Raw genomic sequence first — 13,341 nt, 5'->3', positions numbered from 1 at the left:
CGTTAAGCCGCTTTCTTTATGAAGTATAATATTACAATATAAACTTAGTGCTCAGGAAACTGGAATCGTTGTCGTTCACAATTTCATTGATGATCTGTTTATTGGTATCATTCATTTTAGTTGCTACCAACGAGCGGATAGAGAACGAACGCAGCGCGTCATGAACCGATAGTGTACCTTCCGCGCTGTCTTTGCGGCCGGTAAAAGGAAACACGTCCGGTCCGCGCTGGCATTGCGCATTGATGTTAACGCGGCTTACCAGGCTCACAAACGGATCAATAAGCGATGAGATCTCTTTAGCATCGTTGCTGAAGATACTTACCTGTTGACCGTGCGGAGAATCGATCTGATAGTCGATCGGCTCATCGATAGAATCAAACGGTACAACCGGGATAACCGGACCAAACTGCTCTTCGCGGTATACTTTCATTTTATCGTTTACCGGGTATAAAACCGCAGGATAAACAAATGATTCAGAGATAGTACCGCCGTTTTCATTGATCACACTTGCGCCGTTAGCTTTCGCATCCTCAATTACTTCTTTCAGGTAATCAGGTTTGTGTGGCTCAGGCAGCGGGGTAAGTTTAACGTCTTTATCCCATGGCAAGCCTACTTTCAGCTTTTCAATACCTTCGGCCATCAGTTTTAAAAACTCATCGGCTACGTCTTTGTGTACGTAGATAATCTTGATAGCGGTACAACGCTGGCCATTGAACGACAATGAACCTAAAAGGCACTCGCTAACGGCAAGCTTAACATCAGCATTTTTGGTGATGATAGCCGCGTTTTTGGCATCCAAACTTAAAACAGCCCTTAAGCGGTTAACTTTAGGGTGACGTTTTTTCAAATCGTTTGCCACCTTGCTTGAACCGATGAAGGCCAGCACATTGATCTTGCCGGTTGCCATAAGTCCTGGTGTTACTACCGCGCCACGGCCATAAACTGTGTTCACCACACCTTTAGGGAACGACTCCTGGAAGGCTTTCAGTAAAGGGTAGTGCAATAACGTACCATGTTTAGGTGGTTTAAACAATATGGTATTGCCCATTATCAGGGCAGGTATAAGCGTAGTAAAAGTTTCGTTAAGCGGATAGTTGAACGGCCCCATACACAACACCACGCCAAGCGGTGAGCGACGCACTTGTGCAACAACGCCTTCTTCAATTTCAAAGCGAGACGACTGACGATCTATATCCTTAAGCGCTTCAATAGTGGCAATCATGTATTCAACCGTACGGTCAAACTCTTTTGCCGAGTCACCGTATGATTTGCCAATTTCCCACATAATCAGTTTAACAATCAGCGCGCGCTGCTCCTGCATTTTATTAATGAACTTTTCAAGGCTCTTTATGCGGTTGTCAACGCTCATGGTAGGCCATTCGCCCCTTCCGTTATCGTAAGCAGCTTCGGCCGCGGCAAGCGCGTCCATAGCTTCAGCTTCGGTGCAAAGCGGGTAGGTGCCAATAAGCTTTCGCTTTAATCCTTCACTTGTTGGAATGCAAACCGGCGAATAAACTTCGCTAACCGGCCCGTCCCATTTCCGCATTTCACCATTGCACAAATACTCGCGCTGGTGTATTTCCTCAATCCTGAATTCCTCCGGTATCCGGTCTTCTTCAACAAAGAGTGATCTGATCTGGTCTTGAAAACTCATGGTTATGTATTGTTTTTTGTCTGTGTTAAGATCTTTGCAATTTAAATCGTGCCGATCATGGGGTCAGTATAATACATGCCTTTCTAAGCGAAAAGCTGCGCAAAGTAAAAATTAAATTTATAACATCAATAACCTGATTGTGAAATTATGAGTAATGTTTGAATTTTTTTGCAATCGATTGCAGTAAAATGACTTATTGTTTTTTTAACACTAAGTGCTTGAACGCATAGTTGTTATATAAATGTGTTGTTGTCGGAAGGCAATTATTGCCCTCAATCCCTTGATTGCTACCTAAATTATGTTTAAAAACTTTATTTTTTTAGTACGATAATGGTAGTAAATAGCGCAATTTAACTCAAGCTTTGAGTAATCAATTATACTATCATGTCAGCAAAAAAATTAACCGCTCAGCAAATCACTGACTATCATAAGGATGGTTATGTTATTATAAAAGGCTTTTTTAATAAGGACGAAGTTGACCGCATGTACACCACCGCGCTTGAAGATGATGCTATGGCGAAGAATGCTGTTGACTTAAACGATCAAACCGGTAAAAAAACGAGATTGTCATTATGGTTTACGCCCGGAAATGATGTGTTTGGGTATATGACTCGCAGCGAGCGGATGGTAAATGCGGTAGCGGAATTATTGAACGACGACAGCGCCGTATGCCATTTTCATTCAAAACTGATGCAAAAGGAGCCGAAAGTTGGCGGCGCCTGGGAATGGCACCAGGATTATGGTTATTGGTATAAAAATCAGTTCATGTTTCCCGACAGGCTTATTAGCGTGATGATAGCGCTTACACCTGCCAATAAAGAGAATGGTTGCCTTCAGGTAATAAAAGGTTCGCATAAAATAGGGCGTGTAAACCATGGCTTTTCGGGTGAACAGGTAGGCGCCGATATGGTGATGGTTGAAAATGCTTTAAAAACCATGCCCCTTGTTTACTCGGAACTTGAACCAGGCGACGCGTTGTTTTTTCATCCTAACTTGCTGCACCGCTCGGAAGCTAACTTGTCTGATTATCCGCGCTGGTCGATTATTTCATGCTATTGCTCAAATTCAAATCTGGCTTATAACGAGCGTGCTACATCATGGCAGGTGCCTATTGATACTGTGCCTGATGAGGCTGTGCTGGAGTGGGAAGCAGCTTCATTGTCAGAAGCGGATTTTATGACAAAAGAACAGGACCCGGCCCTTAAGCAAAGCTGATTCTAATAAATAAACTATACTAATTTAAACTTGCAACGGCCTTGTCAAAAGCAGGGTCGTTGCTGTTTAAGGTACGGAAGTATGCAGTATCACCCCATTTAAAACGGGCTGCGTTGGCCTTAAGTAACGCTTTGATGAGGGGCTTTGAAATTGCTAATTCTTTGTAATCGATTGTTTTTAATGTTTGTGCAGCATACAACATAAAATCGTTTAAGGTAGCGTCGTTAACACTGTAATTGTTCAGGAAGGTTTCCTGACGATCATAACCTTTTAATACAGGCTGCATTTTATCAAGCACATAAGCGGTGAACAATTGCTTTTCGGCAAGTGCACTAACCAGTACAGAGTTTTCAGTTGTATCAGCCGGAACAAAAATATCAGGCATAATGCCGCCTCCGCCAAATACTTTTTTACCTGATGTGGTATGATATGGCGACATCTTTTTGAAAGCGCTGTCTGCTAAATTATTTTCTGCAGAAAATAACTCTCCTTTGCGCATGCGCTCAGCCAGTTCGTTACGATAACTTTCAACGCCCTGGCTGTACGATTTTTGTATGGAACGACCTGATGGTGTATAGTATCGTGCTACGGTAAGGTTTACCGCCGAACTATCCCTGAATTGAAACTGCTGCTGTACCAATCCTTTTCCAAACGAGCGGCGGCCTACAATAACCGCACGGTCAAGATCCTGCAAGGCGCCGGCCAATATCTCGCTTGCTGAAGCGGAATGTTCATCAATAAGTATAGCCAGTTTACCGTTTTCAAAGTTGCCCGAGTCGGTAGCAAAGTAATCGGTGCGTGGTTCGTGCACACCTTTGGTATAAACAATCAGCTTGTTTTTTGGCAGAAACTCATCGGCAAGTGCTGTGGCTGTGTTTAAATATCCGCCGCCATTTCCGCGCAGATCGAGCACCAGCTTTTTCATGCCCTGTGCTTTAAGAGCTTTTAAGGCCTTTTGAAAATCAGCATCAGTAGTAGCTGCAAATTTGCTTATTTTAATATAGCCTACATCGTCTGATGCAATGTACGCAGCATCAAGACTGCTTAAAGGCACTCTTCCTTGTTTAAGTACAAGTTGTTTTGGAGCTCTACTTCCCGGCATCAGTACCAACAATTGCAGCGGGATGCTTTTATCGGTGCGCAAAACTTTAGCTATTCCATCATCTGTTAAACCTGTGCCCGAGAATTTTTTATCGTTTACGCTGATGATTTTAGTGCCGCCAACAAGCCCTGCTTTAGCTGCCGGTCCGCCAGGATAAACCTGAGTCACAATAAAGGTGTCGCGCAATAAATGATATTCTATCCCCAAACCGGTGAAACCGCCTTCAAGCCGTTCGTTAACAGAAGTTGCTTGCCTTGGCGGAAGGTACAGAGAGTGGGGGTCAAGTTTTTGAAGTAGTTCGTTAATGGTTTCGCCTTCAATGCTGTCAACGTCAATAGAATCAACGTAGTTGTTTTGTACCAGTTGCAGCACCTGCGACATTTTGTCGCTTCGGCCGGTTAAACTGAACGGCTGCCCTGTAAGATCATCTTTACTGATGAAAATACCCAGCGCCACCCCTAAAAATACCAGCAGGGCCGACCTGAAAACTATAGAAGCCGTTCTTTTCATAAATGCTGCACACAAATATAATCTATTGACAATATCCCGATTATCATGTGTATATACTATTTGATGTTTTTTACCGATTTTTGTTTCAGCTAATTTCAAATAAATGGATGCTACTACCGAGCAAAGCTCAAACTATAACAACCTGGAGCAGATGAGCGTTAAAGAACTGCTGCAGAATATTAACCGCGAAGACAAAACAGTGCCCGACGCGGTTGAAAAAGCTTTGCCGCAAATAGAGGCGCTGGCTACTATAACCGCCAAAAAAATGCGCAATGGCGGTCGGTTATTTTACATAGGAGCAGGCACCAGCGGCCGTTTGGGCGTGGTTGACGCATCAGAATGCCCACCTACTTATGGTGTGCCGTTTGATATGGTAGTTGGCATTATTGCCGGTGGCGATGGCGCCATACGCAAAGCTGTTGAATTTGCCGAGGATGACCGTGAGCAGGCATGGAAAGATTTGCAAGCCTGGAACATCAATGATAAAGACGTTTTGGTAGGCATCGCGGCTTCGGGCAGAACGCCTTATGTTATTGGCGGGCTGGAAAAAGCTAATGAAAACGGTGTTATTACCGGCTGTATAGTTTGTAATAGCGGTAGCGCTGTAGCCGCAGTTGCCAAGTATCCCGTTGAAGTTATCACCGGGCCTGAATTTGTAACCGGCTCAACACGAATGAAGGCAGGTACAGCGCAAAAGCTGGTATTGAATATGCTTACCACTACCGTAATGATACAATTGGGGCATGTAAAGGGTAATAAAATGGTGGATATGCAGTTAACCAATAATAAACTGGTTGACCGCGGCACCCGCATGATAATGGCCGAAACCGGTTTGCCAGAAAATGAAGCGGCCGTTTTATTAAAGCAATACGGCAGCGTGCGCAAGGCAGTAGAAGCAGCTTTTATGAAACAGTAGTTTGTGAAAATAAGAAAATGCTTTAGTAGCAGTGGCAGTTGCGGTAGCAGTTTCTATCTGTTAGAATTTAGTTTTTAGCATTTAGAATTTATAATACGATTAGAGTTTAGTATTTAGATTTTAGAGTTTAAAAAGAGAATGCACGAAATAGAGCCATATTACCGCTGGCGCGATGATTATATAGCATCAGAAGACGAGCATTCGCCTTTTTATGCAACCCAGTATAGTGAGTTTGAATTTGATAAGCAGATATATAATTATTTGCTGCATCCGCAGTGGGATACCTTTGGTTCGAACACGCTGTACCTGAAGGTGTTGTTTGTTGATTACGACAGGCATTACAGCATCATTGAGTTGATTGGTGAATGGAATGACGCCATTAACAATGATATTATGTTGCTTAAGCGCGAACTGATTGAATTGATGATGGATGAGGGAGTAAATAAATTTGTGCTGATAGGGGAGAATGTATTGAACTTCCACTCGTCAGACGATTGTTATTATGAGGAGTGGTTTCAGGATGTTGAGGACGGCTGGATAGCAGGCATAAACTTCAGAGAGCATGTGATAGAGGAGTTCCGCAGAAATAACATTGATTATTATATCAATTTCGGCGGCGAACTTGATGAACTTACCTGGCGGGGATTAAAACCAGTACAAGTATTTAAAAAGGTTGAAGAGCAGCTGACTCGCAGGTTGAATTAATGCTTTGCCATGCTGAACCTATTTTAGCATCTCACATGCAAAGCAAGTTTGTCCTGAGGATTCCGAAGCCAGTTCGGGATGACTTATAATCGCTTGTTTTGTAGCCTGACAATACTTATCCTTGTATAGATTTATCGAATTAAAAAATGGAAAATAACACACACGATTACGTTTACGACCCGAACGTAATACAAATAGAAGACGCCGATGCGTCTCGCAGGTTTATTGCCAATGTATTTATGTGGATGTTTGTCGCGCTTGGTATATCAGCGGGGCTGGCATGGTGGTTTGGGCATAACGATGTTTTATTTAGCTATTTGATTGATGTCCAAACAAATAGTCGTACTGGTTTAGGAACTATCGTAATGTTTTCTCCTTTAGCATTCATTCTTGTAATGTCATTTGGTGTAAACAGGCTGTCGTACCCGGTACTTATGATACTTTTTGTAGCATACGCATCATTTATGGGTATCAGCTTAAGTTTTATTTTCAGAGCTTATCCACCTGAACTTATTACCGGAGTATTTATCACTACATCAGTGGTTTTTGGAGTGATGGCAATAGCCGGTTACACAACGCATCAGGATTTAACAAAGTTTGGCGCGATATTAACTATGTTGCTTGTAGGCATCATAGTAGCCTCAATAGTTAACTTTTTTATGAAGAGTAGCGGCCTTAGTCAAATCATTAGTTACGTTGGCGTAGCCGTGTTTGTAGGCCTTACGGCGTATGATGTTCAAAAGCTAAAACGCATCGGTGCAGGCCTTGAGTATGGAGAAGCATCAACTAAAAAGATGGCCATTATGGGTGCGTTAACACTATATCTTGATTTTATCAATCTGTTTTTGATGCTGCTGCGCGTGTTTGGTGGCCGCAGAAATTAAGATTATTGGTATTAAAAAGAAAGCCGCTTTAACTAAGCGGCTTTTTTGTTGCTGTGATCTACAGGCAAGTTATCATTGTGCCAATTGCTTATCTATTTGCTGGCTAATATCAGCCTCTAAGTTGTCGTTATACCCGTTTGAGCTTAATAGTATCTTTCCTGTACTATCAACTAAATAAAAACCGGGAGTGCCAACGGTTTTTAATGCCCTTTTCTGTCTTTTTTCTGCTATATAAATTGGGAAGGCCAGGTTATTGCTTTGACGGTATTTTGTAATTTGTTGTGCGGTATCATCACAATAAATACCAAATATTAACACTCCGTTCTTTGCATACTTATTTTGCAGCCGATTTAACATAGGGTTTGCCAAGGTATTGGCGGGACAGGCTGTGGCGCCAAGTTCAATCAACATAACTTTGTTTTTAAACTCCTGTGCCATGACATTTTTGCCGTCTAAGCTAATAACCTTTAGTTCCGGGATTTGCTCGCCATTAGAAAGCATTGCTGTGATTTGTAAAGCAAACCCTTGCTTTTTAAATCTAACTTCTTCCTGGCTAATGCTTTTATTTATAACGTAATTAGAAAAAATATTTTCCTGGTACATTTGCACCCGACCTAAATTGTAACCACCTTTCTCAGCATCGCCTTCCGCTGTTTGCTTTATTTTAAGTGGGAGTAGTGTGTGCTTGTCAATAAGCAATTGGTAATGAGTGTAATTATGGCTGTTGATAATAATCGTATCAGAAATTTTTACCAAAAAGTTATAACAGATAGCATCATTTACTATGCTGTCTTCTTGCTGAACAATAGGCTTTTTGCTATTAATCAAAGTATTTAACACCTCTTTGGCACTTTTCCATTCGCACCAAACTTTGTCAGGCTTAATCAAGTCTGCCGAATATAAACTATCGGCAAGTTAAATGGTGTATAGGGAGTCGCCGTTATAGACTTCTCTAAACTTGGGAGTACCTTCAAAGGTATTGCTGTAGCTATTCATAGCCGTAATTGTCCCTTGGTTATCAAACAATAAAGCAGTTTGCCTTACGCCCCGTGCTGTATCGCCCGTACTAAACGGGTTTTTGCTGATATACCTGTTTTGGTATCGAACGCTTTTTAACGCGTTCATTTTTTGTAATGATTGCTTCAGTATCTGAAGGGGTTGGGCTTGCAGATTATAAAATACAGTAAAGCAGAAAATAAAAAGTAATGAGTTGGTTTTGAGCATCTTTAACTGATTGGTTTGCCAAATGTGCTATCTTAAAGGCATTTAGTGTGTTTATATTGGATCTTTAACATTTTTTAAGAATTGTAAATGTTAAGCAGAGGCGGTTTGTTGCCTGAAAATATTGTTGAGAACTAATGCAATCACTACAACACTAATGCATCCAACTGCATTCAGCCACAAGTAAGCTACAGCTTGAAAGTAACCTAATACGCATACGATAATTTCTGATAATATCGCGGCAGCAAAAACTGCGTTGCTTTTGATGCGCTTTAAGTAAAATGCTACCACAAAAATACCCAGCATAGTACCGTATATATAGGAGCCAAGCTGGTTTACCGCTTCAAGTAAATTGCCCAGTCTGTTTGCATATAAGGCCATGCCAATACTTGCCATGCCCCATATAACCGTTGCCCAGCGTGAGGCGTTCAGATACCCTTTATCAGATGCATCAGGATTAATAACTCGTTTATAAATATCAATTACACTTGTTGAGGCAAGTGAGTTAAGCGCACTGGCTGTTGACCCCATTGAAGCCAGGAACACAATTGCTATAAGCAGCCCGATTAGTCCGATTGGCAGGTTTTGAGTAACAAAACTTAGAAACACGTAATTGGTATCGTTGCCGTCAGCCTTTGGGTTGGTCTTTTTCATTACCGCTATGGCATTGTTGCGTGTATCGTGTACTCGTTTATCGGCGGCTTTAAGTTCTGCCTGGGCAGTAGATATGCGTTGTTCGTCCTTATTGTCTAAGGCTGTTAATAAGCTTTCGGCTTTTGCTTTACGTTGCTCAAAGGCCACAGAATATTGTTTTTCTGCTGCCTGATACTCATTTGCATACTTTCCTTTTTTTACCTGAGCTACTTCATATTGATTAAAGAAAACAGGCGGTTTGTTAAACTGATAGAAAGCAAATACCAGCACACCAATCATCAATATCAAAAACTGCATTGGTATCTTAATCAGTCCGTTCATAATAAGGCCCATGCGGCTTTGCGCTACCGAACTGCCAGTTAAATAACGACCGACCTGGCTTTGATCGGTACCAAAATAACTCAACTGCAAAAAGAAACCACCGATGATACCGCTCCAAACATTGTAACTGTTATCAGGGTCGAACTTCCAGTCGATAACATTCATACGGCCAAGCTTACCGCCAATTTTCAGCGCATTGATAAAACCGGTATTGTCGGGTAGGAGTTTTACCACCATCACCCCGGCAAAAAACATTCCTAAAAAGATGATACTCATTTGCAGCAGCTGCGTGTACGATACCGCTTTTGTACCACCGTAAACCGTATAAATAATCACCAGCGTACCAATAAAAAGAGTAGTGTAAGTAGTGTTTACATTCAATATAGTTGACAGGATAATGGAAGGAGCATAAATAGTAATCCCGGTTGAAAGTCCGCGCTGTATCAAAAAAAGAAAAGCTGTAAGTGCACGGGTTTTTAAGTCGAAACGCTGTTCCAGAAACTCGTAAGCGGTATAAACTTTAAGACGGTGAAAAATGGGTACAAAGGTAATGCACAACACAATCATGGCCAGCGGCAGCCCGAAATAAAATTGTACAAAGCGCATCCCATCGCTGTAGGCCTGCCCGGGAGCTGAAAGAAAAGTAATGGCGCTGGCCTGCGTGGCCATAACCGAAAGACCTACATGATACCAGGGTAACGAGCGGTTGCCTACCAGAAACTGGTCGATATTTTTATTGCTGCCGCTTTTCCATATGCCGTAAATAACAATGGCAAGTACGGTTACAACAAGTACTATCCAGTCTGTAAGGCTCATTCAAAATATTTAGTGACGAGCCAAAATACAGAAATAAGAAAAACCAGCCAAACACCCACAAGGATGTACAACCGGTTCCAGTTATGTATAAAAGAAGGTAATTCGTTTTTTGGATTAGACGTTTTCACGGCCTTTAACCAGCACATTCACAAAAAATGCTGCGGTAAGTAAGCCTAAAACACCACCAACAGGTATGTAAATTAAACCACGGTCGACAATGGCGCCTACAAACATGCCGCAAACCAGTGCTACCAGGTAATAAACGTAATCGTATTTGCGGGCTTCTTCCTCTTTTTTATGCGAATGGTGATGATGTGACATAATAATGCTTTTGTTGCCTGCAAAAATAAGGTTTAATATTTTGCTGACAACAGCTAAATTATCATTTAATGAAAAGAATGTGTTACTTGCAGTGCCAGTCATCGCACCATGGCGGCGATGAAGTGCCGTCACCATGATTTACTTTATAACAAGTGCGTTCTTCAATATTGCCGTAATTATCACAACTTGAGTTAACCCTGGCTTCAGTCCATTCTTCACGTACGCCTTTTGTGCCGGGTTCTGCTAATTTTTTATCAATAAGTTTGTTTGTTTCTGATGCCGGTCTGCTGTGTGCATCTTTCAGAATTTCACTGATTTCTTTTATCAATTCCATTTTATATAATTTAGGGTTGATTATAATTGCTTATTACCTAAATTAAGTGGAATGGCTATTCGCCACTATATTAAATAACGCATCGTGCTTTATATGTATAATGTTGTGATATAGTTAATTTTTTACCGGTTTGCTTAAAAGATTTATAAACAACCTGTAAGCCCCGGGTACACCGGCAGGCAGCTCCCTGAAAAATGCCAGAGAAGTATAAACAAAGCGCCCTTTGCCGTAATCAGTAACTAAAAGCGAACCTTTATCGGGAGACATTCCAGTATCATTCATCAATAAGGGCGTGTTATAAGTTGCATCAATACCCGATGCAAAGTATAGTCCGCGTTCCTGTATCCAGCCTTCAAAATCAGCCTGGGTAATTTTGTTAGGATAATTTAAAACAGGATTAGCCGGATCAGCAAAGGTTACCTTGGCATCTTCTTCGGTTACACGTTGATTAACCACGCTGAAAGGGTAGGGGCCGATATTATCAATTAGTATGTGCCCGGCGGTGTTGTATTGCACTACCAGGTTGCCACCGTTTTTAACATATTCAAGCAGTCTTGGCTGCATAATGGCCATGCGCTCGTTTACATTGTAAGCACGAACACCTACCACAATAGCATCGTAAACCGAAAGATCGCTGTTTGTAACCGCGTCTTCATCCAAAATATTCACTGTATAACCTACCTGACGTAATGATTCAGCAACCTTATCGCCTGCGCCGTTTATGTATCCGATATTTTTGCCGTTGGTTTTTAAATCAAGGTTCACCATTTTGGCCTGTGCGGGCGGGAACAGCGTAATATTCGGAATATGCTCATAACGTATTTGCTTATAGCCAAGGCTCCATTTTTGCCCGTCAACATCTACTTGTGCCTCAAGCGTAGCTACGGTTGGGTTACTGTTTGCCGGGGTGATGGTGAACGCCACAGTCCATTCGTCGCCTTTATTCTTTCCGCTAAAATCAATTTTTTCAGGAATTACCTTCCAACCTGAAACAGGTTTTATGCTAATGCTGCCCGCTTTATTGGTAAAGGCTTTCAGCTTAACATGTACGGTTTGCGGCTGCCCGCTTTTAAACAAGTAAACAGGATTTTCAATATTCGCGGTAACAGGAGGTGTTATTTCAACAGGCTGATAAACTTCGCCGCGTACAGGGTCGGTAAATTTGTATACGATGGGGCGCTGATAGCTGATTTTTTTATTATTTATCTTAAAAGTAAAACTCGTTTTTGTATAGTCGGGGTTTTCAGAGTTTCCGGCTAATGTATCATTAGCTAAGGTGTACATTCCAATGCCACGCGGAGATGCCAGCCAGTATGGTTGGGTTATGTTATAATTAAGGCTTGAGGTATTTTGTGTTGAAGTTGCCAATACGTTTCTAGTAAAAACATGCCCATGAGCACTGGCAATGTACTCACCAGGACTAATTTCGGCAGATTGGACCTTAAAATCATTCCTTTTTATAATTTGCGAACTTACATTCATACTATCACCCACCACATAACTCGGCTGTTCAGCATAACTTTCAAACCATAACCCCGCGCAGGCGGCAATCAAATCTTTTACCTGTTTGGTTTTTTGCTCACGCCAGTAGGTGTCATCCACTTTTTCTATTTTGTCAAGAAGGGTAACCAGTGCCGATACCGATTTTTCGGGATGCTGCGCGTCAAATGCTTTTTGTAAAAATAGGATATCATTGCTGATACCTGCGCTGCCTGTTACACGTGCCCAGGTGGTTTTCACCCCGTCAAGCAAGCTATTTTGCGGAACGTCACCTTTGATTGTTTTAAAAAATTCAAACCATTCGCCGCGTTGTTTTGCCGCGCCAAACCCTTGCGATTTATGGTTCGAGCGGCTTTCGGCGGCTATTTCACCATAACTTTTGCCAAGTAATGTATTGTAACCGCCTACATCAAGCCTGAACTGATCAGATGACGTAGTGTTGGTGCCGCCAAAGTTAAACGTGTTCCACAGCAGGCGTTTGGCCTGCCATACCTGCACATATTTTAAATGTTCAGGGAAGCGCTTTGGGTCGGCAGCGGCGGTAAATGCCTCCTGCGCCAGTATGGCTGATGAGGTGTGGTGCCCGTGCCCGCCTTCGCCTGTTGTTGGAAAGCGACATATCATTACATCGGGCCTAAATTTGCGTATCACCCAAACCACATCGCCTAATATTTTTTCCTTATCCCATATTTTCAGGGTTTCTTCAGGACTTTTTGAAAAGCCGAAATCGTTAGCGCGCGTAAAAAACTGTTCAGCGCCGTCAACCCGGCGGGCAGCTAAAAGTTCTTGGGTACGTATAAGTCCTAACTGCTCACTTTGTTCGTTCCCTATTAGGTTTTGCCCGCCGTCACCGCGGGTTAACGACAAATAGCCCGTGCGGTAGTGCATTCCTTTTGCCAGCCAGGCCAGCAAACGGGTATTCTCATCGTCGGGGTGGGCCGCTATATATAAAACGCTGCCCAAAACATTCAATCCGTCAAGGTTTTGTTGTATGGTTACGGCATCGGCCGGAGGCGCCGTTTGCGCAAATAGAGTTAGTATTTGAAATAGAAAAAGGGTAGTTAAAAAAGGCCGTTTCATATTCTGTAAAAATATATAAAAGATTGAGCGCACATAATCGTCTGTACTAATAAAGCGCAAACATTGTTGTTAAATTATTATTAATTAATCGATTGATTGATTTTTTAT

12 protein-coding genes are annotated in these 13,341 nt (G+C 42.1%); 4 read left to right on the top strand and 8 right to left on the bottom strand.

The genetic code is table 11. The features are described from left to right. Positions 1-31: 31 nt before the first annotated feature. The gene (locus EOD41_RS13055) at positions 32-1,654 is read right to left on the bottom strand and encodes an NADP-dependent glyceraldehyde-3-phosphate dehydrogenase (protein WP_127705592.1); all 1,623 of its coding nucleotides are present in this window, start codon (positions 1,652-1,654) and stop codon (positions 32-34) included. A gap of 384 nt (positions 1,655-2,038) precedes the next feature. Here EOD41_RS13055 and EOD41_RS13050 point away from each other — a divergent pair, with 384 nt between their 5' ends. Then, positions 2,039-2,869 (top strand): phytanoyl-CoA dioxygenase family protein, encoded by an 831-nt coding sequence (locus tag EOD41_RS13050; protein WP_127705590.1) that lies wholly within the window; start codon positions 2,039-2,041, stop codon positions 2,867-2,869. Between the two features lie 19 nt (positions 2,870-2,888). Here the strand turns inward: EOD41_RS13050 and EOD41_RS13045 are convergent, their stop codons facing one another. Further along, on the bottom strand, positions 2,889-4,481 hold the full coding sequence (locus EOD41_RS13045) for a S41 family peptidase (protein WP_127705588.1): 1,593 nt from the start codon (positions 4,479-4,481) through the stop codon (positions 2,889-2,891). 103 nt (positions 4,482-4,584) lie between these two features. On the opposite strand from EOD41_RS13045, the gene murQ reads away from it, so the two are divergent. The 3 genes from murQ to EOD41_RS13030 all read left to right on the top strand — a co-directional run bounded on the left by murQ (position 4,585) and on the right by EOD41_RS13030 (position 6,986). Next, positions 4,585-5,397, top strand: a complete 813-nt coding sequence (gene murQ / locus EOD41_RS13040) for an N-acetylmuramic acid 6-phosphate etherase (RefSeq protein ID WP_127705586.1) — start codon at positions 4,585-4,587, stop codon at positions 5,395-5,397. A 138-nt stretch (positions 5,398-5,535) separates the two neighbouring features. Continuing rightward, positions 5,536-6,102, top strand: coding sequence for a hypothetical protein (locus tag EOD41_RS13035; protein WP_127705584.1), 567 nt, complete (start codon positions 5,536-5,538; stop codon positions 6,100-6,102). A 146-nt stretch (positions 6,103-6,248) separates the two neighbouring features. Further along, positions 6,249-6,986: a Bax inhibitor-1/YccA family protein gene (locus tag EOD41_RS13030; RefSeq protein ID WP_127705582.1), complete on the top strand. Its 738-nt coding sequence runs from the start codon at positions 6,249-6,251 to the stop codon at positions 6,984-6,986. Positions 6,987-7,058: 72 nt separating this feature from the next. Here the strand turns inward: EOD41_RS13030 and EOD41_RS13025 are convergent, their stop codons facing one another. The 6 genes from EOD41_RS13025 to EOD41_RS13000 all read right to left on the bottom strand — a co-directional run bounded on the left by EOD41_RS13025 (position 7,059) and on the right by EOD41_RS13000 (position 13,233). Next, entirely contained in the window at positions 7,059-7,874 is an 816-nt protein-coding gene (locus tag EOD41_RS13025; protein ID WP_127705580.1) for a TlpA family protein disulfide reductase, read from the bottom strand. Positions 7,875-7,901: 27 nt separating this feature from the next. Further along, on the bottom strand, positions 7,902-8,210 hold the full coding sequence (locus tag EOD41_RS13020) for a hypothetical protein (protein WP_127705578.1): 309 nt from the start codon (positions 8,208-8,210) through the stop codon (positions 7,902-7,904). A gap of 90 nt (positions 8,211-8,300) precedes the next feature. Then, a complete protein-coding gene (locus EOD41_RS13015) occupies positions 8,301-9,998 on the bottom strand; it encodes a sodium:solute symporter (RefSeq protein WP_127705577.1) in 1,698 nt (565 codons plus the stop codon). Between the two features lie 114 nt (positions 9,999-10,112). Then, a complete protein-coding gene (locus EOD41_RS13010; RefSeq protein WP_127705575.1) occupies positions 10,113-10,319 on the bottom strand; it encodes a hypothetical protein in 207 nt (68 codons plus the stop codon). A gap of 82 nt (positions 10,320-10,401) precedes the next feature. Then, positions 10,402-10,653, bottom strand: a complete 252-nt coding sequence (locus EOD41_RS13005) for a hypothetical protein (RefSeq protein ID WP_127705573.1) — start codon at positions 10,651-10,653, stop codon at positions 10,402-10,404. Positions 10,654-10,767: 114 nt separating this feature from the next. Then, positions 10,768-13,233 (bottom strand): PIG-L family deacetylase, encoded by a 2,466-nt coding sequence (locus EOD41_RS13000; RefSeq protein WP_127705571.1) that lies wholly within the window; start codon positions 13,231-13,233, stop codon positions 10,768-10,770. Positions 13,234-13,341: the final 108 nt, after the last annotated feature.

The organism is Mucilaginibacter limnophilus (genome assembly GCF_004005815.1).
GTDB lineage: Bacteria > Bacteroidota > Bacteroidia > Sphingobacteriales > Sphingobacteriaceae > Mucilaginibacter > Mucilaginibacter limnophilus.
The sequence above is the reverse complement of the archived record's forward strand: the minus strand, read 5'-3'. Positions and strand labels throughout refer to the sequence as shown.

Bases quoted from the DNA above. Each gene is read 5' to 3' on its own strand.
- EOD41_RS13055 (WP_127705592.1), bottom strand. From the start codon at position 1,654: ATGAGTTTTCAAGACCAGATCAGATCACTCTTTGTTGAAGAAGACCGG.
- EOD41_RS13050 (WP_127705590.1), top strand. From the start codon at position 2,039: ATGTCAGCAAAAAAATTAACCGCTCAGCAAATCACTGACTATCATAAG.
- EOD41_RS13045 (WP_127705588.1), bottom strand. From the start codon at position 4,481: ATGAAAAGAACGGCTTCTATAGTTTTCAGGTCGGCCCTGCTGGTATTT.
- murQ (WP_127705586.1), top strand. From the start codon at position 4,585: ATGGATGCTACTACCGAGCAAAGCTCAAACTATAACAACCTGGAGCAG.
- EOD41_RS13035 (WP_127705584.1), top strand. From the start codon at position 5,536: ATGCACGAAATAGAGCCATATTACCGCTGGCGCGATGATTATATAGCA.
- EOD41_RS13030 (WP_127705582.1), top strand. From the start codon at position 6,249: ATGGAAAATAACACACACGATTACGTTTACGACCCGAACGTAATACAA.
- EOD41_RS13020 (WP_127705578.1), bottom strand. From the start codon at position 8,210: ATGCTCAAAACCAACTCATTACTTTTTATTTTCTGCTTTACTGTATTT.
- EOD41_RS13015 (WP_127705577.1), bottom strand. From the start codon at position 9,998: ATGAGCCTTACAGACTGGATAGTACTTGTTGTAACCGTACTTGCCATT.
- EOD41_RS13010 (WP_127705575.1), bottom strand. From the start codon at position 10,319: ATGTCACATCATCACCATTCGCATAAAAAAGAGGAAGAAGCCCGCAAA.
- EOD41_RS13005 (WP_127705573.1), bottom strand. From the start codon at position 10,653: ATGGAATTGATAAAAGAAATCAGTGAAATTCTGAAAGATGCACACAGC.
- EOD41_RS13000 (WP_127705571.1), bottom strand. From the start codon at position 13,233: ATGAAACGGCCTTTTTTAACTACCCTTTTTCTATTTCAAATACTAACT.